Source organism: Congzhengia sp., from assembly GCF_037235575.1.
In the GTDB taxonomy this organism is placed as follows: Bacteria; Bacillota; Clostridia; order UBA1381; family UBA9506; genus Congzhengia; species Congzhengia minquanensis.
Map to the genome: position 1 here is coordinate 1 of NZ_JAXUNN010000017.1, position 24879 is coordinate 24879.

The window sequence follows — 24879 nt, forward strand, 5'->3', positions numbered from 1 at the left end:
GCGTTTCCAGTATCATCGTTCCCATTACCAACGTAATGAACGATCAATACTGCTATCAGACCTCAAAGAAGATCCGGCAGGTGTTTGACTACAAGCGGCGCAACGGCCAGTATATCGGCTCCAACCCACCTTTTGGGTATGTCAAAGATGCAAAAGACCGTCACCACCTTGTTATCGACCCCGATGCCGCCGAGATTGTCCGGCTCATTTTCTCTTTGCTACTCAAGGGAACATCGAAACGGGGTATCAGTTTCTATCTGAACGAGCACGGTATTCCCAGCCCCTCGGTCTACAAGTTGGAAAAGGGCATGACGGTTTCCAACAAGCCGGACGGCAACACCCTTTGGTCGGGACGCATGATCCATACGATTCTCACCAATCCCATGTATACCGGTGATCTGGTGCAGGGGCGGTTTCGTGTAAAAAGCTACAAGGTACATCAGATCGAGACGGTGCCTGAAGAGGAATGGGTACGGGTAGCTGATACCCACGAGGCCATTATCGACAAGGCCACTTTTGAGAAGGTGCAGGAATTGCTGCTTCGGGATACCCGAACATCGCCACAGGGGCGCACCGTCCACCTGTTCAGCGGTTTTCTCAAATGTGCCGACTGCGGCAGAGCCGTTACCCGCTGTTCCGGCAAGAACAACGTGTATTACGCCTGCGCTACCTATAAGAGCCGTTCAAGAAATGCCTGCACAATGCACTCTATCAGTCATGCCCGGTTGGAGGCCGCCGTGTTGTACGCCATCCGGCAGCAGGTGCATCTTGCTGTCTCCTATTCAGAAGTCATCGCCCAAATCAATTCAGCCCCTATCAAAAAAAACCAGTCTTTCCGACTGGACGATACGATTCATGCAAAAGAACGTGAGCTTGCCAAAGTGACCCGTTATAAACAGTCTCTTTATCAGGACTGGAAAGACGGGGAGATCACGCAGCAGGAATACCGGGATATGAAGGCCACTTATGACCGCCAAATCAATGAGGTGTCCGATGTGCTGGCCAGACTAACCGCTGAACGTGCGGAGCTGGCAAACGGCGTTGACAAGGAACACCCTGCGCTGGTCGCTTTCAAAAAGTATCAGAATATCGATGCCCTGTCCCGTGAGTTGCTGATCGAGCTGGTGGATCATATCAAGGTCTATGAAAATGGCAATATCAGCGTCAAGTTCAAGTTTGCCGATCAGCTTCGCCGCATCGCGGAGTACATCGACGTCAATACCGCTGAATCCCCTGCATGGGCGGTTTGATTTCGCACTACATTCCCTGTGTCAGCGTGTTTTCCTAATAGGACGTGAACATATGCTCGATAGATGTCTGGGTTGCAGAAGTTGCTGATGCAATCATCCCAGTTTTTTGAAACTTTCTTTGTTTTTCTTCGTATTTTTTTAAAAACCAATTATGAAGATTGAACATTTTAAGCGAAAAAAAACCGGACACTCCAGAAATAATCCATTGAGTCAATTCTCCTTCCGACTGACCCGCGGCTGCATAATTTTTGATAAAATACTTTTTTGTAAGATATGGTGGCAAAAACTGAAAAAGACTAATAATAAAAAGTACACATATAACAAGAGGCCTCTTTATAAAAAATAAATAATAAGCGGCATAGCATATAAAGCCCATAATGGATTGTATGTAAAACGGCACATTTATACAATAATATGATGCAATTTGTTCTGCATCTTTTTGAAAAAAAATTATTACATCTCCGTTTTTTACATTTTTTTCACGGTCTATGCCGCTGTTAATTATATTAAAGTACATAATTTCATGGAAACGTTGTGTCGTTTTTATTTTTTGTTTATTAATAAAAATTGAGAATATATACTTTAGTAAAATTTGACACAAAAAAGCCATTGTAAATAATAATAAATATAATCTCACACTTTTTCGATTGTCAATACTAAAGCTTGTCCATATGTTTGCCAGGGAACGGGCAACTACAATAGATAAAAGCATAGATATTATTAAGTTAACGCTTTGTATCACAGTGATTTTTCTAAAAACTTGTTTTGCTATTTTATGATACATAGTTTTTTACCTCTCCCTAATCATATTAGAACGAAAACCGTTTTTTTGCTTTAATGTATCTTTGTAATTTCTCTGTATCATGATTTTTACCAATACAAAAGTAGAGCCCTAAGGCACATTCAATTAATTTTTTGTTAATAATGCAAAATATTGGATCTGGATTTAGAATATTTTTAGTTGATAAAAAAGAATTATGGAAACAATCTCCGCCACAAATATATTTTGCCCAACATTTATTACATTTAGGTCTGTCATCTACTTTATTAATCAAAAATTTTTCTTGTTTATCTTTTAAAATTCCATCATAAATATTGCCCAGACAGAAGTCTTCCATCCCTACAAAGCTATCACAAGGATAAATATTACCTTTAGCATCAAAACTCAACTTATTTTTCCCCGCCATACACCGTTTATAAATTCTTCCACCATCCAAAACTCGGCAAACTAATTTTCCAAAATAATCATTTTATAAACTCAATAAGTTATAATTATTCATTTAGTATTATTTTCAATATTATAATTTATTCAATTTATAGATTTAGTATTTTTAATAAAAATATAGATGCTACATACACTTTAATTAAAATCTTTTGACTGACATTTTGACTAACTGACTAACATTTTGACTAACATTTTACCGTTCATTACTGTGCATTACCGTATATTACTGTGCATTACCGTACATTTTTGAAATTTCTAAAAAAATAAGAAAAGGCTCAAAACCCAGTAAAATCACCAGTTTCAAGCCTTTTTCCTTGGCAGGGGCAGTAGGATTTGAACCCACGACACACGGTTTTGGAGACCGTTGCTCTACCAGCTGAACTATACCCCTAAACTCAACGGATATTAGTATACCACATACATTTAAATTTGTCAATATCCAAACAAAAAATTAATCAAAAAGACGCATCCAAAACAGATGCGCCTTTCTTTACTATATGGTTAGTTTCTTTCCAATACAACGCCGCCGACAAGTCTTCTTGCTTCAATCAGCATGTTTGCGCGGATGGTATATTCCGCCGGATAAAGAATTTTATCGGAAGAAAGCGACACAGAGTCGAGATTTCTTGATTTTTCAATTAACACCTTGGCATGTTTTGCCGCAGCCTTTTCATCGTCTGTTCCGCTTGCCAGTAACGTGTCCGCCTTATCCAAAATCAAATCCTGCTGAATTGTTAAAATTTCCTTCATTGTATCAATGGGGGAAGAGGTGAGCTTGTTCCTGTCTACCCCGCCTACCAAAAGTTCTGCCGCCAAAAGATTTTCAAAGCAATATTGATAGTTAAAGGGATAAATAATGTGCGGAGCGTCCGGCAGCGTGGGAGGCCACTGGCCGTCTGAGTTATAGGAGTTGGTTAAATGATACCAAACCTTTTCCACAGTCGCATCGTCCAACGTGTTTTTCACCTCATGGAGTTTTTCACGAACCAAATCCTGCCAGGGACGCAAAATCCGTGCCATGGGGGTTGAAGCCCATGTGGATGCCCGGGCGCCATGCCATGCGTTGTCGTCGTCTACGTTTAAAATATCGTCTAACGGCTGCAGCTTGTTGCAGGCCTCATCGTATGTAATGAACTCACCAAGCTTTTCAACTTCTTTAACCAAGCGGATTAACTTTTCAGGGGATTCCGGTGTCTTTTCAAACACATTGTCCGGCTTATTCTGATACTTCAATCTGAACCAGCCGTTTGTTCCGATATATTCCGCATCATCTGCAAAGATAACCAGTGCGCCTTCCGGCTCGCCGGGCTTCTGCTGGGAATATTTCTTAATCAAATCCATATATTTTTCAAAGCTGTAGCCTTCCATTCCCATGAAATGACGAACAGCAAACTGGCACACGCGGTCGGTGCGCAGGAACATTCTTAAGCTGTCAGTTTCATAGCCTTCAATTTTGTTGAACGGGAAATGGATAGCACGCTCGCTGCCCTCTAAGTCATACTTAAAGTCAAAGCTGTAGAACGCCGGGTCGTCGCTGTATTCCTTTTCAAAAATTTCAGGACGAACAGGCTGGCCGTTTTTCAGTCTGGAACGGCTGTAGGCCTCAAAATCGCCGATTAAGTTTCTGAATCCGTTGTCAATTACCTGCTGGGGAACATAGCTTCTCCAACCACATTCCGGGTTCCAAAAGCTCTTAGGCGTAATACCAAGATACTTTTTGAAAATATCGTTTGAGAATTTAATGGCCCAGGTGCCGTCCTCCTGTGGGAAATTCGGCAGCATGGGATGTGCATAGGGGCTTCCCATAAATTCGCAGGTGCCGTTGGCAATTGCTTTTTTAAGCTTTTCCAGCACGTCGGGCGTAAGCAGAGCCATCTGCTCAATGGTATAGCCGGAAGCCTCGAAAACATATTTTGTGTTCGGGAAATTTTCAGCCATGGTGTCAAACGTCAGCTCATAGCTGTTGCGGATTACAAACTCATACTTATCAGGATTGAGGTAAGCATAGTTTAAATTTGCATGAAAAATCATAACATATTTCATAAAAATATCCTCCTTTTTTATTTTTAATTCTATTATTTTCACTATAAAATGTAAATGGATTTTTGCTATATGTTTATGGTATAATGATATGTATGAAAGGGGCGCTCAATGTGCTGGAACATATCTGGATTAACCCAATTAAAAACAGTGATTTAAAAGTGTATCAATACGGCTATGAGGAGTGCCAGCCAAACCACTCTTACGGCCCTGCCAACCGCGACCACTATCTTCTTCACCTCATCAGCCGGGGCAGCGGGATTTTTCATTGCAAAAATAAAAGCTATTCCCTATCCGCCGGGCAGGGCTTTTTAATTACGCCGGGAACAATTACCTCATACCGTGCAGATGAAAAAGATCCGTGGACCTATTCGTGGATTGGTTTTAACGGTGCTAACGCCGAATTTTATCTTGCTCAAACGGGCCTTTCTGCGGAAAACCCGGTATTTCAGTACCAAGACACAAATTCTTTTTCACAAATTTTTACAAGCCTGAAAAAACTGAACCGAAACACAGTAACCGACCAGGTTCGCATGATTGGATACCTCTACATGCTCTTGGCTCTGTTAATGGAAAACTCTTCCCTGCTGTCGATTCAGGGGAAAGCATTTTTCAGCTCGAAAGAAGAATATGTAAAAAACGCGGCGGCCTATATTCAAACGAACTATTCCAGAAAAGTAACGGTTGAAGAAATTGCAAATTACGTGCGTCTGAACCGCAGTTATTTCGGTGTGATTTTTAAAGAGCTGACCGGGCTTACCCCCCAGGAGTTTCTCATTGATTTTCGGATTGACAAGGCAAAAAAACTGTTATCCGACATGTCCATGAGCATTGGCGACGTGTCCCGCTCTGTTGGGTATGACGACCCTCTGACGTTTTCAAAGCTGTTTAAAAAAAATGTAGGCGTTTCGCCAAACGCCTACAGAAAAAATATTTAGTTTGCTGTAATAATTACGGTTCTCGTGTCAGGATTCCAATCAACATCTGCGCCGAAGCTTTGCGCAATAAACCGCACGGGCACCATGGTTCTGTCGTTTATAATCTTGGCAGGAACATCTAAAACCTCTGCCGCGCCGTTCACCGTGGCATTTACATCGTCAATGGTCAGCGAAACCGACCTGTCCCCTTTTGCAGCGGAAACCGTTCTGGTTTCTCCGTCCCATGTAACCTGCGCGTCTAATGCTTCAAAAATTGCCCGCAGGGGCACCAGGGTTCTGTCGTTTTCAATGACAGGAAGCTGGTCAAAATAAACCTTGTTTCCATTGAGGCGGACAGAAATGCAGCGGGGATAGGAAAGCTGAATCAGGCCAAACTTGCTGTCTTTTTCCGCAATGCACAAGTCTTCATAATAAAACCCAGTAAAGTTCAATTTCACATCCGGAACCGGGATTAAGTTTCCTGCTTCGTCCAAAAGGGAAAAGGTGTTTTTTTCTGTTTCCACAACAGCCACGCCGCTGTGAAAATTACCGGCATTCAAAGCCTGAATGGGCGCAAACAGCAATTGGCCCTGGGCGTTATAAAAACTGATGGCTTTCGGTTTGTCAAAATCGCCCTCTGCCGTTTTTGAAATGGTTTCTAAAATTTCCTCTTCCGGTATAACCTCCATCGTAGCAATCAGTTCCTTTGCTTCTTCACCGGTAAATTTTGTGCCGTCATCTTTTAAAACCGTTAGCCCGCCGTCTGTGTGAATCACCGCATATGCATGGTTGTCCGCACAGGAATAAAATGCCGACGAGGCCATATCGCTTACCGCAAACTGCTCAAAAACAGGCTGTCCGCCTCCGTTTAAAAATCCGCCCTGGCCGTCTTTCATAAAGGTAAAAAACGGCGCCTGGGTTGTCCCCGGCAGACCGATATAATCATAAACCGGCTCCGTTACCCAGGTGTAAGTCTCCTCGGCATACACCGGCGTTAAGCAGACAGTAAGCAGCATTGCAAATAAACAAAAACCACTCATAAATTTTTTCATTTGTTTTCCTCCTTCGTATAGTAAAAGAACTTAAGCTCTGGGATGTGCCTTTGCATACACATCGCGCAGTCTGTTATTAATCAATTTTGCATAAACCTGGGTAGATGAAATGTCGGAATGTCCCAGCATGGATTGAATGGAATGAAGATCCGCGCCGTTTTCCAAAAGATGTGCTGCAAAGGAATGTCTTAAGGTGTGGGGTGTAATTTGCTTTTCAATTCCCGCCTGGCCAGCATAAAATTTTACAATTTTCCAAAATCCCTGCCTGGTCATTCGTTTCCCCGCCATGTTTACAAACAGGGCCTGTTCCCCGGGAGCGGCAATGGAATCGCGGATAAAATTTAAATAGTTTTCCATGGCGGCAAGCGCCATTCTGCCTATAGGCACAATCCGCTCTTCTCCGTGCTTTCTGCACCTTATGTAGCCGATTTTAATGTTGGCGTCTCCCACGTTTAAGTCAATCAATTCCGAAACGCGGCTGCCGGTGGCATATAAAAGCTCCAGCATGGCCTTGTCGCGAACAGATTTGGGATCTGAACCGTTGGGCTGTTCCAAGAATTTCGAAACCTCTTCGGTAGTTAAAATTTCGGGAAGCTCTTTTTTCAGTTTCGGCGGCTTCATTCCCTCCGCCGGGTTGCCGTCCACCGCATGAATAGCCGTTAAAAATGCAAAAAAACGTTTCATCGACGCCATATACCTGGCAATGGTTGACGCGGCCTTGTGTTCTTTTTCCAGCTTTAGAACGAACTCGGAAATTATTTTCTTGTCAACCTGACGAAAATCCGAAATTCCCTTTTCAAGGGCATAGTCTGTGAAGCGGGCCGCATCGGAAAAATAAGCCGACGCCGTGTTGTCCAACAGCCTGTTGCTGTTTAAATAAATTTTATATTGTTCCAACAAATCTAACATTGTTCTTGCTCCAATCAATGTTGCATTAAACAAATTGTGATGAAATCAGCTTTATAAAAAGCGGTTCGATATATGCCTGCGTCAAAGCGGCGATGCTCACAATGCACAAAAACAAAAGGCCAAATCCCAAAGGAGTAAGCAAGCTCTTTTTCAAATTGATGTTGCCAGCCAACATGCCATAGGAGCTTTTCGCACAGTGAAAGGCATAAGCCAGGCAGCAGGGGCCGACGATAATAACATGCGGCAGAATTGCACACAAAATAATGAAAAAGGCCTTTGCGCCAAACGCTTTGAACAAACAGCAAATAACAGTTCCAAATGAAAATCCTTTCACCAGTGTATAAATCAAAACGGCAGGTGCCCCAACAATGGTCACCGAAGACAAAAACATGACAACTGCAAACTGAATGTAGTTTGCCATAGAAAGGTTAAATGTTTTAATCGCGTCTGTGCCCGAATTGGTTACGTTCGAAATAAAATCCGTAAAATAAAGTTTTATTTCTTCCTCCTGGGCGCCCTTTCCATGAAATGCAAACGCTAACACCGCTCCAGCGGCAAAAATCACGCTTAGCAGAATATAGCCTTTTAAGTTGTTTTCTGTTAAAATTGCAATTTGCGTTTTCAGTTTCTTAATCAAGAAAAATCCCTCTTTTCTCATTTTGTAAGCATGTACAATACATACTATGAGAAAAGAGCACATTCCAGAACAGAAATTTTATCTTACAATGTTTTGTTCCCTTCCGGGCCCAACGCCGACCATTGAAACCCTGCACCCGCAAAGCTCCTCAATTTTGGAAACATAGTTTTTCACATTCTGCGGAAGATCATGATAGCTCCTGACAGAGGAAATGTCTTCGTCCCAGCCGGGAAGCTCCTCGTAAACCGGCGTGCATTTTGAAAGCTCTTTTAAGCTTGCCGGAAACTCTGAAACGGGAGTTCCGTCCACCTCATAACCCTTGCAGATTTTAACCGTGGGCAGGTGGGAAAGCGTGTCTAACTTGTTTAAGGCAATGCCCGTAAGACCGCTGGTGCGAACGGCAAATTTTCCAATCACCGCGTCAAACCATCCGGTTCTGCGCGGCCTGCCTGTCGTCGTGCCAAATTCGCGGCCAATGTTTCGAATTTGTTCCCCGGTTTCGTCAAACAGCTCAGTGGGAAACGGACCTTTCCCCACTCTCGTTGTGTAGGCTTTCATTACGCCAATGCACTCGTCAATCAGCGTAGGCCCAATGCCGCACCCAACGCAGACGCCGCCGGAAACCGGGTGGGACGAGGTGACATATGGATATGTACCCAAGTCCAGGTCTAACAGTGTGCCCTGGGCGCCTTCAAACAACACTTTTTTATTGTCTTGAATTGCCTCGTACAACAGCACAGACGTGTCGGCCGCATAAGTTCTCAGCCTGTTTGCAAACTCTAAATACTGCGGGATAAAACCGTCTGCATCCAGCGGTTCGCCGCCGTATATTTTCGTAATAATCTGATTTTTAATCTTGGTGTTTGCGCGCGCTTTTTGAACAAATTCTTCTTCATCAAAAAGGTCGCACATCCGAATTCCAATCCGTTCCGCTTTGTCCATATAACACGGGCCTATTCCCCGGCCGGTGGTGCCGATGTCGCCTTTTCCTCTTGCACGCTCTGCAAGGTTGTCCAGCACAATGTGATAAGGCATAATGACATGGGCTCGCAGGTCAATGCGCAGATTGTCCACGCTTACGCCTTTTCCCGTAAGCATATCCAATTCCTCCAGCAAAACCTTTGGGTCTACCACAACGCCGTTTCCGATGAGGCAAAGGGTCTTTTTACCCAAAATGCCGGAGGGCACAAGGTGCAGCTTATATTCCACTCCATTGGCCTCAACTGTGTGACCGGCATTGTTTCCGCCCTGGGAACGCACCACAACATCAGACTCCTGTGCTAAAATATCAATAATTTTCCCTTTTCCCTCGTCGCCCCACTGCGCACCGATTACAACCTTTGTTGCCATGAAAAATTTCTCCTTTCAAAATTTAAATCCATAAAACTTCTTATAATATCATATCAGAAATGTATCCAAAATTCAAGTTATTTCACGTTTCTCGCCGTCGATTTTGCCGTCCTCTAAATAATCTTCCAGCACCAGCTTTGCCGACGCACAGATCGGAACGCCCAAAATCATGCCAAGCGGGCCGAACAATCCGCCGAAAACCGTCACCGAAACCAAAACCAAAAGCGGGCTGACGCCAACCTGAGAACCCACAATTTTTGGCTGAATGATGTTTCCGTCAATCTGACCCAAAACAAACTGGAACACCAAAATCCAAAGGGCGTTCACCGGCCCTAAGCCAATCATTCCAATCAGATAGGTGACAAGCGCCGCAACAATCGGCCCGAAAAACGGAATCATGTTTCCAATTGCCACGGCAAGACCCAAAAACACAGCATATGGCACTTTAAAGCTTGCAAAAACAACTGTGGAAATGGAACCGATTAACACAGAATCGATTAACAGCCCTGCAAAATAGGAGTAGAATAAATTAATAATCTTTTTGATATACCGAACCACCACATCGGTTTTGTGGTCAAATTGAAACCGCTTTTTTATCTTGCTGAAAAAAAGCAAAATATGCTCTTTTTCTAAAATAATGTAGATCGAAACAATAATACTCACCAGGAACGAAACAAAGGAGTTTGCAATGCCCGTAATGACAGAAACATACTCATTCAACCGTTCAAAATTAAAATAGCTTAACAGTTTTTCACCAATAAAGCTCAAATCCACCTGGGGAATAAACTCAACATGGCGCAGAAGACCGTTTAAGCTGTCAATATACCCCGGCAGCTTTGTCACCAGCTCTTCCACATTTTTATACAGCACCGGCACAATGAAGTTAAACGCCAAAGCCACAACTGCAAAGAAAATAATATATACAATTAAAACACTGATGACCAATGAGTGAGACGTAACAAGCCGATTCTTCACCTTGCACAAAAGCCCTTTTAATTTGCAGACGGGACGGTAGGCAAAAAGCGCAATCACACAGCCAATTATCACCGGCATTAAAATGCCCAGCAACGTTCCGAAAAAAGAAAAAATGCCATTAATATTGTCCACCGATTTATACACAACAATCAGAATCATTCCTGTGATAAGCAGTTTGAACCAATTACTTTCAAAATATTTCATTTAAGTCTCCTAAACTAACAAATTGAAAAGATGTTTTTTAAATACAGCCATTGGTGGTTGCGCTGCCCTGTGGGATATCCGTTTTTTTCCCAGTCATATTCTAAAATGTTGCAGGCGGGGAAGCGTTCATCCCACCAGATGAAGTGGGAACCCATCAGTTTTTGCCATTCGTGTCCTTTAGGCGTATTGTGTGTAGTAAGACTGCCTGTGTGCTGGGCAGGCTCAAACAGCTCCGGCGTTTCGCCGTAATAAAACGCTGTATCGCCGCTTAAAAAAATGCTTCCATATTTGTCGCCGGCGCCCGGCTGCTCCTCCTGAAACTGGTAGTGATAAAAAACATATCTTGAAACCAAATCCGGAATCAGCTTTGCAAGCATACCGAAACAATAGTCCGGCTTTTTCTTCCGTGCCCAGTGGGACACGCTCTGCGGCTCGTTAAAGTGAAAAATATTCGTCATAGGATGAAAATATTTGTCCTCACCGTCCGGCCATTTTGCCAAAAACTCCTCCATTCCGCAAAAAAGCTGGTTCGGCAAAATCTCTTCGCCGATAGACTCTATGTAGCAATACAGTTCGCTGTGAAAGGAAAACACGTTTGCGTTCATAATTTTCTCCGTGTTATAAAAATCGTGCTCAACCAGTGCTTTTCTTCCCGCTAAAAACTGTTCTAAATCTCTTTGCTTTCCGTCTTTTACTACTGCTTTGTAGGATCTTATAATCATGTTAACCCCTCGTCTTCTTTTTTTGAAAATGACTTGCAAACTTTACCAGAATGCTATCCGGCAACAGCTTCGAGAAAAAATGGGAACATTTCATGAAAAAGCCGGGAACAATCACCTTTTTTCCCTTCAGCATGCTGCGAACCGCCATGTTTGCCACATATTCGCTGCTTAAGCCCTTTAAGCTGAACCGAACGTTAGCAACGCTGTTAAACTCTGTGTCCACCGGGCCGGGACACAGCACAGAAATATGCACCCGGCTGTTTTTTTGCGAAAGTTCTTCGTTAATTGCCTGGGAAAGCCGAAGCACATATGCTTTCGAGGCATAATATGCCGCCATAAACGGCCCCGGCAGAAATGCCGCAGACGAAGCGACGTTTAACACAACGCCCCTATCCTTTTCCGTAAATTTTGTCACAAAAAACTTGGTTAAAATGTGCATTGCACGAATGTTCAGGTGAATCATTTGAATTTCGCGCTCTAAATCGGTTTGCGTAAATTCGCCAAACAGCCCGGCCCCGGCGTTATTCACCAAAATGTCTATGTCAAGCTTTTCTGCATAGCTGCAAAGCTTTAGACATTCCGCTTCTTCTGTTAAATCAGCCGTGAAAATTTCTGCGTTTGTTTTCAGCTCATTTTTCAGTTCTGCCAGGCGGTTCTCCCTGCGGGCAACCAAAATTAAGTCGTAACCCTTTTTGCTGAGCACGCGGGCAATATCCCTGCCAATGCCTGAGCTGGCGCCGGTGATGAGTGCAAGCATAATATTCTCCTTTGAAAATCTGACGACGATTATTCGTCAGAATATTTTTTTAACAAGTTATTTTTAATTTCCCAAAGTTCAGGCGACAAATCTACATAATATTTGTGGGGGAACTCAAACCGTTTCACTTCGTCCCACAGTCTGTCAATTTCAAAGGCGCAGTGCTTTTTAATTTCGTGGACATTCGGACTGTCATACACCCGTTTGCCGCCGGAAAAGAGCTGCGTCGTTATTTTTTCTGCTTTAAAATTTGTCAGTGTTTTCCGCTTCCAGGTATGTTCCGGGTCAAAAATTTCATAGGGCTTCGTGTCGTCAATTACCTCGCCGAACAGCGTAATAACGTCGGCAATGGCTTCCCCGCTCTCCTTTGAAAACAGCCGGTAAACCTGCTTAAATCCCGGGTTTGTAATTTTTTCTGTGTTTTCGCTGATTTTAATTTTCGGAATAATTTTTCCGTTCTTTTCAACGGCCGCCAGTTTGTAAACGCCTCCAAACACCGGCTCGGATTTTGAAGTGATAAGCCGCTCGCCCACGCCGAAGGAATCGATTTTTGCACCCTGCTGCAGCGTGTCGCGGATAATATATTCGTCTAAGGAGTTTGAAGCAGTGATGGTACAGTCGGAAAATCCGGCGTCGTCCAGCATTTTCCGTGCGCGTTTTGAAAGGTAGGCAATGTCGCCTGAATCAATGCGGATACCTTTTGGGCGAAATCCCATCGGAAGCAGCACGTCGTGAAACACTTTAATTGCGTTGGGTATTCCGGATTTTAACACGTTATACGTATCCACCAAAAGCACGCAGGCATCGGGATAAGTTTTTGCATAAGCCGCAAATGCCTCATATTCCGAGTCGAACAGCTGAACCCAGCTGTGGGCCATGGTGCCCAAAGCCGGGATTCCGTCCATGCGCTCAGAAATGGTGCAGGCCGTTCCGCAGCAGCCGGCAATATACGCCGCCCGCGCGCCGTAAATCGCGCCGTCATAGCCCTGGGCCCGGCGGGAGCCAAACTCCATCACTGCTCTGCCCTCTGCGGCGCGGACAATGCGGTTTGCCTTTGTTGCAATCAGCGACTGGTGGTTAATGGAAAGCAGAACCATGGTTTCGATAAACTGCGCCTGAATCACCGGCCCGCGGACGGTTATGATCGGCTCGTGGGGAAAAATCGGCGTTCCCTCGGGAATCCCCCAAACGTCGCATTCAAATTGAAACTCTTTTAAATAGGTTAAAAATGCTTCACTGAAAATGTTTTTGCTCCTTAAAAATGCAATATCTTCCTCGCTGAACTCTAACTGTTCAATATAGTCAATCAGCTGTTTTAAACCTGCCATAATTGCAAAACCGCCGTCGTCCGGCACTTTTCGAAAAAACATGTCGAAATAGGCAATTTCGTCCTTTAATCCATGCTCAAAATATCCGTTGGCCATGGTCAGTTCATAAAAGTCAGTGAGCAGGGTTAAATTTTCAATATTCATTTTAAAGACTCCCATCTAAGCTCTTTCGTTAAAAGCTTTCGTTTACAATTTTATTCATTTCGTTCCGCTTCAAATCAATTTGGCGGCAGAGCTGAAACTGGTTTCTCGCTCTGTCTAAATTATGGTTTCTGTATTTTGTTTTAAAATATGTATCCCCGTTTAAAAAGTCTGCCAAAAAGCGGATTCCGCACTCGTATGTCATAAGCTTTGCCGAAAACGCCAAAAGCTCTTTTTCCGCCGGTGTTATGGTGTTTTTCAGTTCCGAAGCAAACCCTTTGGTAAAGGCCTCAAACAGGTTTAAATCAAAAACCACCTTGTCAATGTCTGTTTCGTCCTCTGCGGCGGTGTTGGCGCCGAACCTGAGGGCGTCGCCAAAGTCATATAAAAGGGAGCCGGGCATTACCGTATCTAAATCAATTACGCAAATCCCCTCACCGGTTTTCTCATCAAACAAAACATTGTTCAGCTTGGTGTCGTTATGTGTTACGCGGCATGGAACGGCGCTTTCTGCAATTGCGCCGCAAACGATGCCCGCCTCAGGCACCTGCTTCATGGCATATTCTAATTCAGGTGCACACTCCTTCACCCTGCCGCAGCAATCGCTGTTAATTGCATCGTTTAATTGTTTCACACGGTTTGGTGTGTCGTGAAACTGTTGAATTGTTTCATAAAGCTGTTCCGCCGGAAAGTCCGCCAGCATGTTCTGGAACCGGCCAAAGGTTTTTGCCGCCTCATAAAATTGCGCCGGTTTTGAAACAGTTTCAACCGTAATGCTGTTTTCAATAAAACGATAAACCCGAAAACAGTCGCCGTCGCCGTCTTTAAAATAAGGAGCACCGTCTGCTGTTTTCAAGAAATGAAGCGTTCCCCTGTCTGCGTCGCCGTTTGACGTCTTAAGTTTTAAGCGAAGATGAGAGGTCACGCGAAAAATGTTGCTCATAACCTCATCCGGTTTTTTAAAAACCTCTGTATTAATCCGCTGCAACACACAGGGACGGCCGTCTTTTTCTGCACTGTAGGTGTCGTTAATGTGGCCTCCGCCAAAGGATATGCCCTCCGATTTAATTCCGAAGGCGCCGCAAATATCTGATAAATAACGTTCAATCATATTGAATAATCCTCTTCATTTTTTATAGAATTCATATAGTCCTCTACGTTTATCACCGTGCCCGAACGCCTTGAATGTTCTGCGGCAAAGGCAATATAGTGGTTTTTTAAGGAGCGTTCCACCGTGCAAATGTTTTTGCCGGCTTCCCCATTGGCAATGTAGTTATAAAATGCTTCCATAATTCCCTCGTCGCCGCCGCTGTGCCCTCCGGCCTGCCCCTCTCCGCCCATTGCGGCATAATCATATTCGGAAACGGATTTGTCCGCAAACGTATAAATTTGAATGGGCTTGTTGTCTTCTAAGCGCGCTTCAATTTCACCTTTCGTTCCCATAATGTGAATGGTTCGGCCTCCCTTGTTAAAGGCGCACATGGTAAACGAAACGGTAACGCCTCCGTCAAACAGCAGGTTCACCACCTGGTGGTCTACTACATTGTTATCGCACCGAAACACACATTTGCCATATTGTGTGGAAGATATTGCTTTTTTCACGTCATCGTCATTCGGGTTCACCATTTTTGTGCTGGCAGAACGGAACCAGTCGCTGTCGCTTTTTAAGTAAAGCTTCACAGCGTTATAGGGACAGGTTTCTCCCACAGGGCAGCCCTCAATGCAATAATCCGGCGCACCGTTGGGCGCATTTTTTTCAGTAAAATAAGTTAAGCTGCCAAAAGACTGCACCTGTCTGCATTCTGTTCCAATCAGCCACTGCAGAATATCCATGTCGTGACAGGATTTTTGCAGCAGCATAAACGAGCTTTTTGCCTCGTTTCCCCAGTTGCCGCGGACAAAGCTGTGGCTCTGATGTTCATTGCCAACACACTCAATTTGGGATATGGAAACAACCTCCCCAATTTTGCCGCTGTCGATAATCTCTTTCAAGGCAACAAAAAAAGGTGTAAACCGCAGAACGTGGCAGACCAAAATGCGTGAACCCATTTTTTCTGCAAGGCTGGTTATGGCCTCGCACTCCCTTGGCGTGGGAGCAATGGGTTTTTCCAGCAAAATATCGTAGCCCACACGAATTGCTTCCATGACAGGTTCAAAATGGTCCCTGTCCATGGTGGCAATAATCGCAACATCCGCAATTTTACCCTTTTCTAAAAGTGGTTTATAGTCTGTAAAACAAAGCCCGTTTGAAAGCGCGTGTTTTTTCTTAATATAATTTCTTCTGCTGTCTGCCGGCTCTGCCACGGCTACAAGTTCAAATTTATCTCGGTTTTCCGCAATAAAGTCTGTGTATGTAATTCCGCGCAGCCCGGCTCCAATCAGGATTGCTTTTAACTTTTTCATTTTCTCACCATCCAAAACAAACTAACTCAATTTTAACATAATTATCCTTATTTTACAATAAAATTAACAGATTTATTTAAAAAAATATTAAATTTTTGAAATTATGTTTCACATTGCTTTTATTTATGATATAATATTATAAACGCTAAGAGAATAAAACATATCTTTAAAGGAGGTTTTTTAAATGGATAATTTTTTCTCAGAAATCAAAAATACAGCCGATAAAGTGGCGAAAAAGTCCAGCGAGCTTGTAGAAATGTCGAAAGTGAAGCTCAGCATGGTAAACACGAAATCGGAAATTGGAACAAACTTTAAGGTTTTAGGCGAACTGGTTTACCTTTCTCAAAAAGACGGAGCTGAACCGGATACAAAAAAAATTGAAGAAACAATTGCAAAAATTAACGAGCTTTACGATCGTCTTGACGAGCTTTCTGAGGTTAGCTCAACATTAAAAAATGAAAAAATTTGTCCTAACTGCACGAAAAGCAACCCGGCTGACGCGCAGTTCTGCTCTGGCTGCGGCTATAAATTTACAAACAACGACCCAGATGATGACGATTTAAATGTGGAAGAAATTACTGAGGTCGATGTGGTTTAAAATTTTTTATTGACAAATGTGAAGAATTACCTTATAATATTATCTTGTAGGTTTTGTGAAATGTAGGTGGAAAAGTGAAAAGTGAACAGAATGAAGTGCCTATGGTTGTCATTAAGCGCCTACCTAGATATTACCGATATTTAGGCGAATTGATGAAACAAGGTGTGAACCGGATATCCTCTGCGGCGCTCAGCGAAAAAATGGGCGTTACGGCCTCTCAAATCAGACAGGATTTTAACTGTTTTGGCGGGTTCGGACAACAGGGTTACGGCTATAATGTTCCAAACCTATATGCTGAAATCGGAGAAATTTTAGGACTAAATCATGGATATTCTTTGATTATTATTGGCGCAGGAAATATGGGACATGCGCTGGTAAATTATGCAAATCTTGAAAAGCGCGGGTTTAAAGTAATCGGCATTTTTGACAATGATGCAAAAAAAATTGGAACCACAATTAAAGGTATTGTTGTCAGCGATATTTCGAAATTGGAAGATTTTTGTAAGCAAAATATCGTTGACATTGCTGCCCTGTCGCTGCCGCGGAGTGAAGTAAGGGACATTGCAAAACGTTTGATTTCTGCTGGCATTAAGGGACTTTGGAATTTTTCATATACAGAAATTGCGGTTCCAGACGACGTTGCTATAGAGAATGTGCATTTAAGCGACAGTTTAATGACATTATCCTACAAAATTACAAAGATAAACGAAAATTAAATAGAAAAGGTTTGAAAAACAAACCTTTTCATGCGTCTGTAGCTCAGTGGATAGAGCACCGGCCTCCGACGCCGGGTGCCGTAGGTTCAAATCCTATCAGGCGCACCAAGCTTTAAGGTCTCGAATTCAATGTTTCTTTGAGTTTGTGGCCTTTTCCTTTTCAATAATTTATAACCAAAATTAATTTAACGTTCGTGTCATTGTAAAAATGTATTAATCGGAATTCATATCACAATATTGCTTTTTCCGCGATACTTAACTTCAGCATCCCGCCGCGCACTGACCGCATCCCCGTAGTTTTTAAAATAGCCAATAAAAACGGTTTTATATTTGCCTACGCTGATTTCAACTTTCCATTTTCGGTTTCGCAGTATCCATTTTACACCCGGGATTTTTTTATCTACCGTGTCACTCCTCTTGATTTCTGGGAATTCAATATAACCTTTTGGATTACTATGAAATGTCTTGTCGCAAGCTCTGACAAAACGGCATATTTCAACAAATCTTGATAGTACAACACCAACCATGCTGGACGAGAGTTTATAAATCTTAGCAAGTTGTGTCCGTTCAAGCTCAGTTCCGTTATAAATGCTGGCAATCCATGTCTGAATTAAGCTTTTATCCCGGTCTAATTTTACACCTGCAAAGGCTGACTGAATAATATAGTCAAGATATGTCTGATCAATAAACTTTTTAATATTGCAATCGTTGCATTGAATAATATTATATTTATCAGTATCGCTTCCATTATCAATTACAGCATCTAATGAGGCAACGCTAAGGGCATTCTTAACTTTAAGATACCAATCATATCTAAGCCCTGCTTCTTGAAGTAAATAATTCAAATGTTTTTCAGAAACATTTGAATTGACTGCAATAATTCTTTTTGCCTCCACGTAATTGCGCCACTGATTGCTGCTAATTTTTATAACATTCAGTTTTTCAAACAGATTAGCCATTTCGTAGCGTATATACGCACAGATTGTATCAACAAATTCCTTTTGATTAAATTCCTTTGGCTCACGTTTATAATAAGCTTTTATTCCCTTCCAAAGTCCAATCAGCCCTACTTGACAAAGTTCATCTTTCATCTCAGGCTTCACTCGGTGGTATGTATGATTAATTATTTTATTGATATAAACCTTATATTCATTCATTAATTTCTCTATTTGTTCATCAGGTATTTTTATGCCATCCACCACCTTTCATTCGCCTTGTATATTCTTTCGCTACATACTGCCCGAAAGTGAGTTGGTTCTTCCTTGCGTTTTCACACACCTCGCGTAATGGAACGGGAACCATAACAAACAATTCTTTTATTGCTTTTTCACTCCGCAAACAGTTTCCACAGGATTTTGTATATCCGCTTTTCAGAGCATCGCCACGAATGTTTTTTTCGTTTCCGCAGTCACATTTGCAGTTCCATGTTGTTCGTCCGGGACCTTTGCTTTCGCCTTTACCTAAGACAACCAGTTTTCCGAATCGCTGACCTGTTATGTCATAGCCTTGATTTCTTGCCACTACAAACACTCCTTTATTTTGATTTTTCTCCACAAGAAGCTGCTACCTTAGCCAAATGTCCACACTCCGATGCCCTCAATGCTGGTTGTGTATCAAAGAATGGTGCTTCTAAGAAAAATATTCAGCAAAAAAGACTCACGCCGCCGTGAGTCTTTTTGCCGCTTCATAAATTTACAACTCTACATCTTCAAAAACCGGCTCCTCACCGATGTTACCAGTCTCATACCAAAGATTCACCCCCACAATACGCTTGCGGGCACGCTTCTTATACGTTCCGCTTTGCCACTCCACAAGCACAATATCACCAAGTGTGTAATCACACTCATTACGTTTGTACCCATCCTCATTTCCAAAGCGCACACCTACGGTTTTGCCTTGTATACCATCAGTAATTCGTGCGTTGTTAAGTTCCAAAAACGCCTCGCTTTCACTGCCGCCGGACAATAGACTTTCCCACCGCAAAATGTTAATTACAGGTGAACTCTTTGAAATTTTAACCCAAAACGGATCTGTTTTATCTGCCTTTTTTAATATACCGGTTTTATTGTCGCACACAACAAAATCACCGGGATAGAGTCTAACGCCGAACTTAACATAAGAAGTATACGTTGAATTTTGCTTGAATCTTACTTTCCAGCACTTGGCAAAGTTACTTGGAATGGGATTTGCAGCAGTACCGTTGGTAATTGATGTACCCGATATTGTGTTGCCATCAGAATCTAATAAAAGATTTACTTGCGGATCCCACTCACCCATATTTTGATATTTTTGTTTGTACCAGCCGTCAGTGCATAGATTCAACGAATCACTGTCCATCACAACATCATACGCGTTGCGGTTAACGGTAGAAATTACAAGGGGGTTATTTTTATTACCATTTCGTATCTGAAATATCCACTCTTTTTCAGCGAAATTGAACCGCATTTCATGTCCCAACCCCTGTTGTTTCAAACATTCCTGCACAAACGAAAATGTTTCGCACTTTTCAGTGCGTTCCACAGTAATTGATGGAAGCAATGGAATAGAGTCGCCTCTGATTACTGGCGAATCAAAAAAAGCCTCCTGCACTTTGGTGTATACCAACTGGTCTGCCGCGCCGTTCGTTGCGTCAAATGCATCGGTCACACGCTTTGTCAGCAGCCAATTGCAAGTGCGTCCAAATACCGCCAAGTCATCACCCAGCTTTTTCCCTGTGATAATCGCCGATAACTCTCCTTGTACCACAACAAGATAGTCGCTATCCATAACAACAGGCAGCGTATCGCTCCCGAGGTCAAAGTGGGCTTCGAAAGTGCCAATATCGTTATAGCAAATATTCCAGTTACTACTTAAAAATTGATTTTCTACATGAATTAACTTAAAGTTAAAATCATAAAATCGAATATCAGGTATCGTTGTGTTCATCCAATCACCGCCTCCACATATTTATTAGAGAATTCACACTCTACCGAACATGAATTGGATAAATAGTTTTCTACCTTAATAAGATTCTGCCCCGTCTGAAGCCAAAAATCGCTCAAAAAGCTGGTTGGCGCAAGGTAGTGGATCAAGTTCTGCTTATCTTGACTGACAATGATGCGTTTCGGAATATCGATTATAATCTCAGTCACATTTTCGGCTTCCTGGAGGTTTAACAGAATATCCTGTTTTGTGGAACGGTTATGAATCACAAGCGTTCCGGTTTCACCGTCAATACCGGTATATGTGCCGCCCTGCATATGAATTCTGATAATTGGTTCGGTGTTTACATCGCCAACATTAATTATATTTGTCTCTGTTATACGGCGCGAAAACAAACAGGGCAGTTTAAAAGATTTCATTTCAATCGGCTCCGATTTCATCACTCCGTTATCAAGATACCATCTTGTGCCGTTTCCAATCAGGTTTTCACACTTGAATATGGGGATAATTTGCATTTGCTGATCTTCAAAATACGGATAATCGCACACAAACTGCATAGCAAATACGGTGTAACCGCCATATCGTTCCCCCTGTGCTGCTTCCACACAGCGTGCATCAATTTTTCGTGTTCTGCGTCCGTCACGAATCAAGAGTGTGCCCGGTTCGTTCAGAATTTTAAGCGCTTTAGAAATTTCCCATTGATTGCTGCGAGCTGCGCCATAACTGCTTGCAATCGAATTAACATCACACTGAATAGAAATGGTTCTTGCTCCCACTGTTTCAGATAAAGTCTTCTGTCCTACACTTGACGGATATGCGGCTGTATGAAAGCTTTTACCGGAAAGGCCAAGCCCGTCTATCTCAAGAATCCGCCACGGAAAATGGCCGCTTCCACCGTTAAAATCTAGTTTCCCATTTTCGTTTTGGTATGTAATATATAACATTATTTTCTCACTCCTTTACCTTGTCGCAAACAGCATTCGCTGCATGGTCATTTGATTTTTAATGGCATCCGCTGTTGCTTTTGGTGAATAACCGTTGCTTTGAATGGTATAATTATAACTTTGATTGTTGTTTGTTGTGTTGCTAATGCCAGCATTTGCGCGGATCGCTGCAAGTTGTCCGCTTGCAGTAAACTGCGCAGTCAAAACATCTTGTGCTTTGGCAAGTTGTGCCTTTACAAAATCCATAGAGGGACGCAGTTTTTCTTTGAGTGTCGCAAAATCAATTGATTGGGTATCCACCTCCGGTTCAACATTAAGGTCAGTGGAAGAAACAATGTCGGCCATATTCTGCATTGCTGCGGAAACTTCATCTGTATGATTGCTAATGCCTTCCGCAATTCCTAAAGCGAGATTTTTGCCCACCTGATCGCGCATCACTTTTGATGGTGATGCAATGCCAAATATTCCTTTGATTCCGTTCAATATACTTGTTCCAAAACCTTTGATTTTGTCCAGCACCCACCCGGCGGCATTGTTAATTCCATTCCATATGCCTTTTACAACATTTGTTCCTATCTCAAGCATTTTGCCGGGAAGCTCCGAGAAAAATCCTGTGATTGATGAAACAATCCCCGGAATAGCTTCCGTTACTGTTGAACGCAGGTTTCCACACCATTCTACTGCTTTTTTCACTACATCACTTAAAAATTCCCAAATTCTTCCAGGTAGTTCAGCAAAGAAATTTACCATTTGGTTTAAAAATTCGCCTATTTTTCCGGGAAGCTCTGAAAACCATGTAATCATGTTGTTAATAACTTCAGGCAGCGTTTCTGTAAAGAATGCTACAATTGCATCCCAGCAAGCTGAAAAAAACTGTCCGACACTTTCCCATAGGCCTGATAAAAAGTCACCAAATCCTGAGAAAAAATCCATCACGCCTTGCACCGCTGCCGGAATGGTTTCCGTAAAAAATGCAACGATCGCTTCCCAACAGGCAGAGAAAAACTGGCTGACAGGCTCCCAAAGGGTAGCCATGAATGCACCGAACTCAACTAATTTATCCCAAAGCCATTGGATGGCATTGGGTATGGTCTCGGTGAAAAATAATACAATTGCGTCCCAGCAGGCGACAAAAAACTGACCGATGGGCTCCCAAAGACTGGCCATAAACTCTCCAAAGAGAGCAAACTGCTCCATCACCCATTGAACAGCAGCGGGTATTGTTTCAGTAAAGAACACCACGATGGCATTCCAGCAGGCGAAGAAACCTTCTGATATCGCTGCCCATACACCGGCAAAGAACTCGCAAATAGCTCCCCAGTTTTCTACAATTAAAGTAACCGATAGAACAACCGCTGCCACTATCGCTGTTATAAGTGCCGCTACTCCGGCCGTTAATCCAGCAGAAACTAATGTCGCCGCTAATCCGACTAATCCTATTAAGGCACCTCCTATCTCTGCCATTGTTCCTATAAAATCCTTTAATGGGTCAGGCTTAAATGCCTCTACTAAAATGTCCCTTATTTCTTTCAACGGGTCAAGCAACTCATTGAAAGAACCTTTTATTTCATTGACAAGATTGGCTATTTCTGATAAACTAGTATCAGCAATTTCAATTGTTAAGACTTCAGATGACATAAGATTACCTCCTTATTAATATAATTTATTTGAAAGATGGTGGATTAGATGAAAACATTCTTGTTTATAGTATTAAAAATATTTTTAATACTGATGCTTATTTTTTTGCTCTTAGCATCCATTCCTGTTCCAATTTTGCTTTTACCTACGGTGTCGCTCTATGGTCCAATCATATACTTATGGATATTTTATAAGAAGATTAAAAGCCTTCCCATTTTATCTAAAAACGCAAAAGTAATTTCTAAGACCAGAGGACTTGCAAATTTTCATATAACTTTTGAGTTTGCGGATGGTACCAGAAAAACATTGCGAACGACACTTCCATTATACGGAAGCATGCTTGAAGGCGAAAATGGAACCGTTTTCTATAAAGAGTATAAAAAATTTTTTCGACTTATAGATTTCCAAAGAAACAATGCATAACTCATATATCCTTGCTCCTGGCAGTTCCCCCAAATCGAAAAACTGACTAAACTCCATCGATCCGGCGTGTTACCCTATGACGAATTCCAAAGTAAAAAAACGGGATTGTTAAATCGGCTCAGATTCCTTACCCCAAAACACAAGAACCGTTCGCCTGTCTGCGCAGACAGATGAACGGTTTCTGTTTTTTATTCTGCCTTCTTTTTCGCCCTTTTTAGTACACGGTTATCTGTATTTGGCAATAGCGTTTTTAATGTCTCGCTGTAATCATTCATTATTTCAATGAGCAACTTAAATGCTTTCACGCATAGATCAACGCTTTGTAGATCCCCAAACATTTTTTTACTCGTCCCTTTACCAAAAATGCCGTCAAATGTTTCAAAGAAAATTGCACAGACTGTTTTCATAATTTTAGATGCCTTACCCTCTGTAGGTACGTCTTTAATTTTGTTCTTATAATTTTCGGCTGCTGTCTCATACTTTTCTACAAAAGCAATTTCTGTGGGGTCAAACTCCACTTCAAAATTTCCAAATTTAAATATACTCATTTTTCAAACCTCTTTCTTCTTTTTTATTAAAACATTGCCGCAAACGCATCTATCATAGCGGCTTCTTTTTCTTCCTCACTCCGCGAGTCTGGAAGACGGTAAATTTGCTTCATTTTGCGATAAAATGCCTTTTGTTCCTTATCTTTAATGGTTGACAAGTCAACAGCACGATACTCCATAATTTTACAAATTTTATTTTTATCGGTTAAGCCAGAAAACAACGCGTTAAATTTCCACCAATGCATATCGGTTGTTTGTAAGTCAATACCATATTGCGCTTGAAAGGCAGCATAAATTAGTCCTGCATCATAATTAAAACTGTATACTCGATTATGCCATCCTGCAGACTTATGCCCTGACTCTAGTGCTGCAGAAGTATTTTCAATTTTATCACTGCCATTGCATTGATAAAATTCAACAACAGCGCGTACAGCTTCATTGACATTGCCCGGAACGCCGTCAACAAAACATAGATAAAGACATTTAACAATTCGCTCCTGCAATTCCGCGCTGTCCCAAAACAGATAATTCTCAAATTGAATCCAAGTACGAAAATCGCTGTGGATTTTGTGTTTTACTCCGTCAACATCCAGATGTTCCGGCATATCGTCTAAAAGTATATTCACACTGTTCGCACCCCTCAGTTCATATGGTTAAGGCGGACGTTTCCGCCCGCCCCATCTAAAATTATGTTACTCTGCCTCTTCAAATGTACAGGTTTGCCAGTTATCAGTGGATTTCGCTAAACCTGCAATGCGCTCCCCTTTCACCTTTAAGGTTCCGGTGTAAGTATAAGCGTCAACGCTGCCTCCCTCAGTGTCAGCAATCACTACGAATTCACGTTTCGCCGCGGTAAAACCTGCTGCAGCATCTCCGGATGTCAGATCAACAAAGATGATTTCACGAACTGCATCATCTAAAACAAGCTCATCATTGTGAATCTTGATGATATCGTTGTGCACTGCGTTACCCTTATGCTGGTCAAAACCATACGAGAAAGACGGCGAATAGCCAACAACATCACTCTGCTCAAAGGGTTCGTCCACATAGCGTCTTGTATACTCTATGGGATTCTTCGCGCCCGTCATATCGGTGAAGCCTTTCATTCTGTTGTAAGTAACCGTTCCTTCTGCGTCTTTTATGCCATAAAAGGCAAGCTTGTCATTCCTTTTTACTGTTC

At 42.4% G+C, this 24879-nt stretch carries 26 protein-coding genes and 2 tRNA genes; 6 read left to right on the forward strand and 22 right to left on the reverse strand.

From position 1 onward, the window contains the following. On the forward strand, nt 1–1250 hold a 1250-nt coding region (locus tag WIG73_RS03120), incomplete at its 5' end, for a recombinase family protein (RefSeq protein ID WP_337399256.1). A gap of 34 nt (nt 1251–1284) precedes the next feature. On the opposite strand, the gene WIG73_RS03125 is transcribed toward WIG73_RS03120, so the two are convergent. The 4 genes from WIG73_RS03125 to WIG73_RS03140 form a co-directional block, all read right to left on the reverse strand. Continuing rightward, nucleotides 1285–2034 (reverse strand): ABC transporter transmembrane domain-containing protein, encoded by a 750-nt coding sequence (locus WIG73_RS03125; protein WP_337399257.1) that lies wholly within the window; start codon nt 2032–2034, stop codon nt 1285–1287. Nucleotides 2035–2059: 25 nt separating this feature from the next. Then, on the reverse strand, nt 2060–2437 hold the full coding sequence (locus tag WIG73_RS03130; protein WP_283245419.1) for an SPASM domain-containing protein: 378 nt from the start codon (nt 2435–2437) through the stop codon (nt 2060–2062). Between the two features lie 353 nt (nt 2438–2790). After that, nucleotides 2791–2866, reverse strand: a tRNA-Trp gene (locus WIG73_RS03135). A 110-nt stretch (nt 2867–2976) separates the two neighbouring features. Beyond that, entirely contained in the window at nt 2977–4518 is a 1542-nt protein-coding gene (locus tag WIG73_RS03140; protein ID WP_337399259.1) for a hypothetical protein, read from the reverse strand. A gap of 110 nt (nt 4519–4628) precedes the next feature. Here WIG73_RS03140 and WIG73_RS03145 point away from each other — a divergent pair, with 110 nt between their 5' ends. Further along, nucleotides 4629–5453, forward strand: a complete 825-nt coding sequence (locus tag WIG73_RS03145) for an AraC family transcriptional regulator (RefSeq protein ID WP_337399260.1) — start codon at nt 4629–4631, stop codon at nt 5451–5453. Here the strand turns inward: WIG73_RS03145 and WIG73_RS03150 are convergent. From WIG73_RS03150 to WIG73_RS03195, 10 genes are all read right to left on the reverse strand, one after another. Beyond that, on the reverse strand, nt 5450–6484 hold the full coding sequence (locus WIG73_RS03150) for a copper amine oxidase N-terminal domain-containing protein (protein ID WP_337399261.1): 1035 nt from the start codon (nt 6482–6484) through the stop codon (nt 5450–5452). The genes WIG73_RS03145 and WIG73_RS03150 overlap by 4 nt on opposite strands. 30 nt (nt 6485–6514) lie before the next feature. Beyond that, nucleotides 6515–7393, reverse strand: coding sequence for a site-specific tyrosine recombinase (locus tag WIG73_RS03155; RefSeq protein WP_249311895.1), 879 nt, complete (start codon nt 7391–7393; stop codon nt 6515–6517). Between the two features lie 25 nt (nt 7394–7418). Then, a complete protein-coding gene (locus WIG73_RS03160) occupies nt 7419–8030 on the reverse strand; it encodes a stage II sporulation protein M (protein ID WP_337399262.1) in 612 nt (203 codons plus the stop codon). A 78-nt stretch (nt 8031–8108) separates the two neighbouring features. Beyond that, on the reverse strand, nt 8109–9380 hold the full coding sequence (locus WIG73_RS03165) for an adenylosuccinate synthase (RefSeq protein WP_337399263.1): 1272 nt from the start codon (nt 9378–9380) through the stop codon (nt 8109–8111). 72 nt (nt 9381–9452) lie between these two features. Then, the gene (locus WIG73_RS03170) at nt 9453–10559 is read right to left on the reverse strand and encodes an AI-2E family transporter (RefSeq protein ID WP_337399265.1); all 1107 of its coding nucleotides are present in this window, start codon (nt 10557–10559) and stop codon (nt 9453–9455) included. A gap of 14 nt (nt 10560–10573) precedes the next feature. Continuing rightward, on the reverse strand, nt 10574–11281 hold the full coding sequence (locus WIG73_RS03175; protein WP_337399266.1) for a hypothetical protein: 708 nt from the start codon (nt 11279–11281) through the stop codon (nt 10574–10576). A 1-nt stretch (nt 11282) separates the two neighbouring features. Beyond that, nucleotides 11283–12038 carry an SDR family NAD(P)-dependent oxidoreductase gene (locus tag WIG73_RS03180; protein ID WP_177679315.1) on the reverse strand — a complete coding sequence of 252 codons (756 nt, stop codon included), beginning with the start codon at nt 12036–12038 and terminating at the stop codon, nt 11283–11285. A 29-nt stretch (nt 12039–12067) separates the two neighbouring features. Beyond that, nucleotides 12068–13510: a nicotinate phosphoribosyltransferase gene (locus WIG73_RS03185; protein ID WP_249311901.1), complete on the reverse strand. Its 1443-nt coding sequence runs from the start codon at nt 13508–13510 to the stop codon at nt 12068–12070. Between the two features lie 28 nt (nt 13511–13538). Beyond that, a complete protein-coding gene (locus tag WIG73_RS03190; protein ID WP_337399268.1) occupies nt 13539–14618 on the reverse strand; it encodes an aminoglycoside phosphotransferase family protein in 1080 nt (359 codons plus the stop codon). Further along, nucleotides 14615–15910, reverse strand: coding sequence for a Gfo/Idh/MocA family oxidoreductase (locus WIG73_RS03195; protein ID WP_337399270.1), 1296 nt, complete (start codon nt 15908–15910; stop codon nt 14615–14617). Before WIG73_RS03195 ends, WIG73_RS03190 begins: the two co-directional genes overlap by 4 nt. A 184-nt stretch (nt 15911–16094) precedes the next feature. On the opposite strand from WIG73_RS03195, the gene WIG73_RS03200 reads away from it, so the two are divergent. From WIG73_RS03200 to WIG73_RS03210, 3 genes are all read left to right on the forward strand, one after another. Continuing rightward, the gene (locus WIG73_RS03200; protein WP_249311904.1) at nt 16095–16508 is read left to right on the forward strand and encodes a zinc ribbon domain-containing protein; all 414 of its coding nucleotides are present in this window, start codon (nt 16095–16097) and stop codon (nt 16506–16508) included. Between the two features lie 74 nt (nt 16509–16582). Then, complete coding sequence (locus WIG73_RS03205) at nt 16583–17224, forward strand: redox-sensing transcriptional repressor Rex (protein WP_337399272.1); 642 nt, start codon at nt 16583–16585, stop codon at nt 17222–17224. A 32-nt stretch (nt 17225–17256) separates the two neighbouring features. Continuing rightward, nucleotides 17257–17332: transfer RNA gene (locus tag WIG73_RS03210), tRNA-Arg, on the forward strand. Between the two features lie 116 nt (nt 17333–17448). Here the strand turns inward: WIG73_RS03210 and WIG73_RS03215 are convergent. The 5 genes from WIG73_RS03215 to WIG73_RS03235 form a co-directional block, all read right to left on the reverse strand. Then, nucleotides 17449–18423, reverse strand: coding sequence for a hypothetical protein (locus WIG73_RS03215; protein WP_337399273.1), 975 nt, complete (start codon nt 18421–18423; stop codon nt 17449–17451). Beyond that, a complete protein-coding gene (locus tag WIG73_RS03220) occupies nt 18401–18745 on the reverse strand; it encodes a hypothetical protein (RefSeq protein WP_337399274.1) in 345 nt (114 codons plus the stop codon). The genes WIG73_RS03215 and WIG73_RS03220 overlap by 23 nt, the downstream gene beginning before the upstream one ends. A 171-nt stretch (nt 18746–18916) precedes the next feature. After that, entirely contained in the window at nt 18917–20149 is a 1233-nt protein-coding gene (locus WIG73_RS03225; protein ID WP_337399276.1) for a hypothetical protein, read from the reverse strand. Continuing rightward, nucleotides 20146–21090: a hypothetical protein gene (locus WIG73_RS03230; RefSeq protein ID WP_337399278.1), complete on the reverse strand. Its 945-nt coding sequence runs from the start codon at nt 21088–21090 to the stop codon at nt 20146–20148. Before WIG73_RS03230 ends, WIG73_RS03225 begins: the two co-directional genes overlap by 4 nt. A 15-nt stretch (nt 21091–21105) precedes the next feature. Beyond that, the gene (locus tag WIG73_RS03235; RefSeq protein WP_337399279.1) at nt 21106–22728 is read right to left on the reverse strand and encodes a hypothetical protein; all 1623 of its coding nucleotides are present in this window, start codon (nt 22726–22728) and stop codon (nt 21106–21108) included. 48 nt (nt 22729–22776) lie between these two features. On the opposite strand from WIG73_RS03235, the gene WIG73_RS03240 reads away from it, so the two are divergent. Continuing rightward, on the forward strand, nt 22777–23151 hold the full coding sequence (locus WIG73_RS03240) for a hypothetical protein (protein WP_337399280.1): 375 nt from the start codon (nt 22777–22779) through the stop codon (nt 23149–23151). 188 nt (nt 23152–23339) lie between these two features. Here WIG73_RS03240 and WIG73_RS03245 read toward each other — a convergent pair whose 3' ends face one another. The 3 genes from WIG73_RS03245 to WIG73_RS03255 all read right to left on the reverse strand — a co-directional run. Then, nucleotides 23340–23699, reverse strand: a complete 360-nt coding sequence (locus tag WIG73_RS03245) for a DUF6673 family protein (RefSeq protein ID WP_337399281.1) — start codon at nt 23697–23699, stop codon at nt 23340–23342. Between the two features lie 26 nt (nt 23700–23725). Next, on the reverse strand, nt 23726–24325 hold the full coding sequence (locus WIG73_RS03250) for a bacteriophage Gp15 family protein (protein ID WP_337399283.1): 600 nt from the start codon (nt 24323–24325) through the stop codon (nt 23726–23728). Nucleotides 24326–24391: 66 nt separating this feature from the next. Beyond that, on the reverse strand, nt 24392–24879 hold a 488-nt coding region (locus tag WIG73_RS03255), incomplete at its 5' end, for a hypothetical protein (protein ID WP_337399285.1).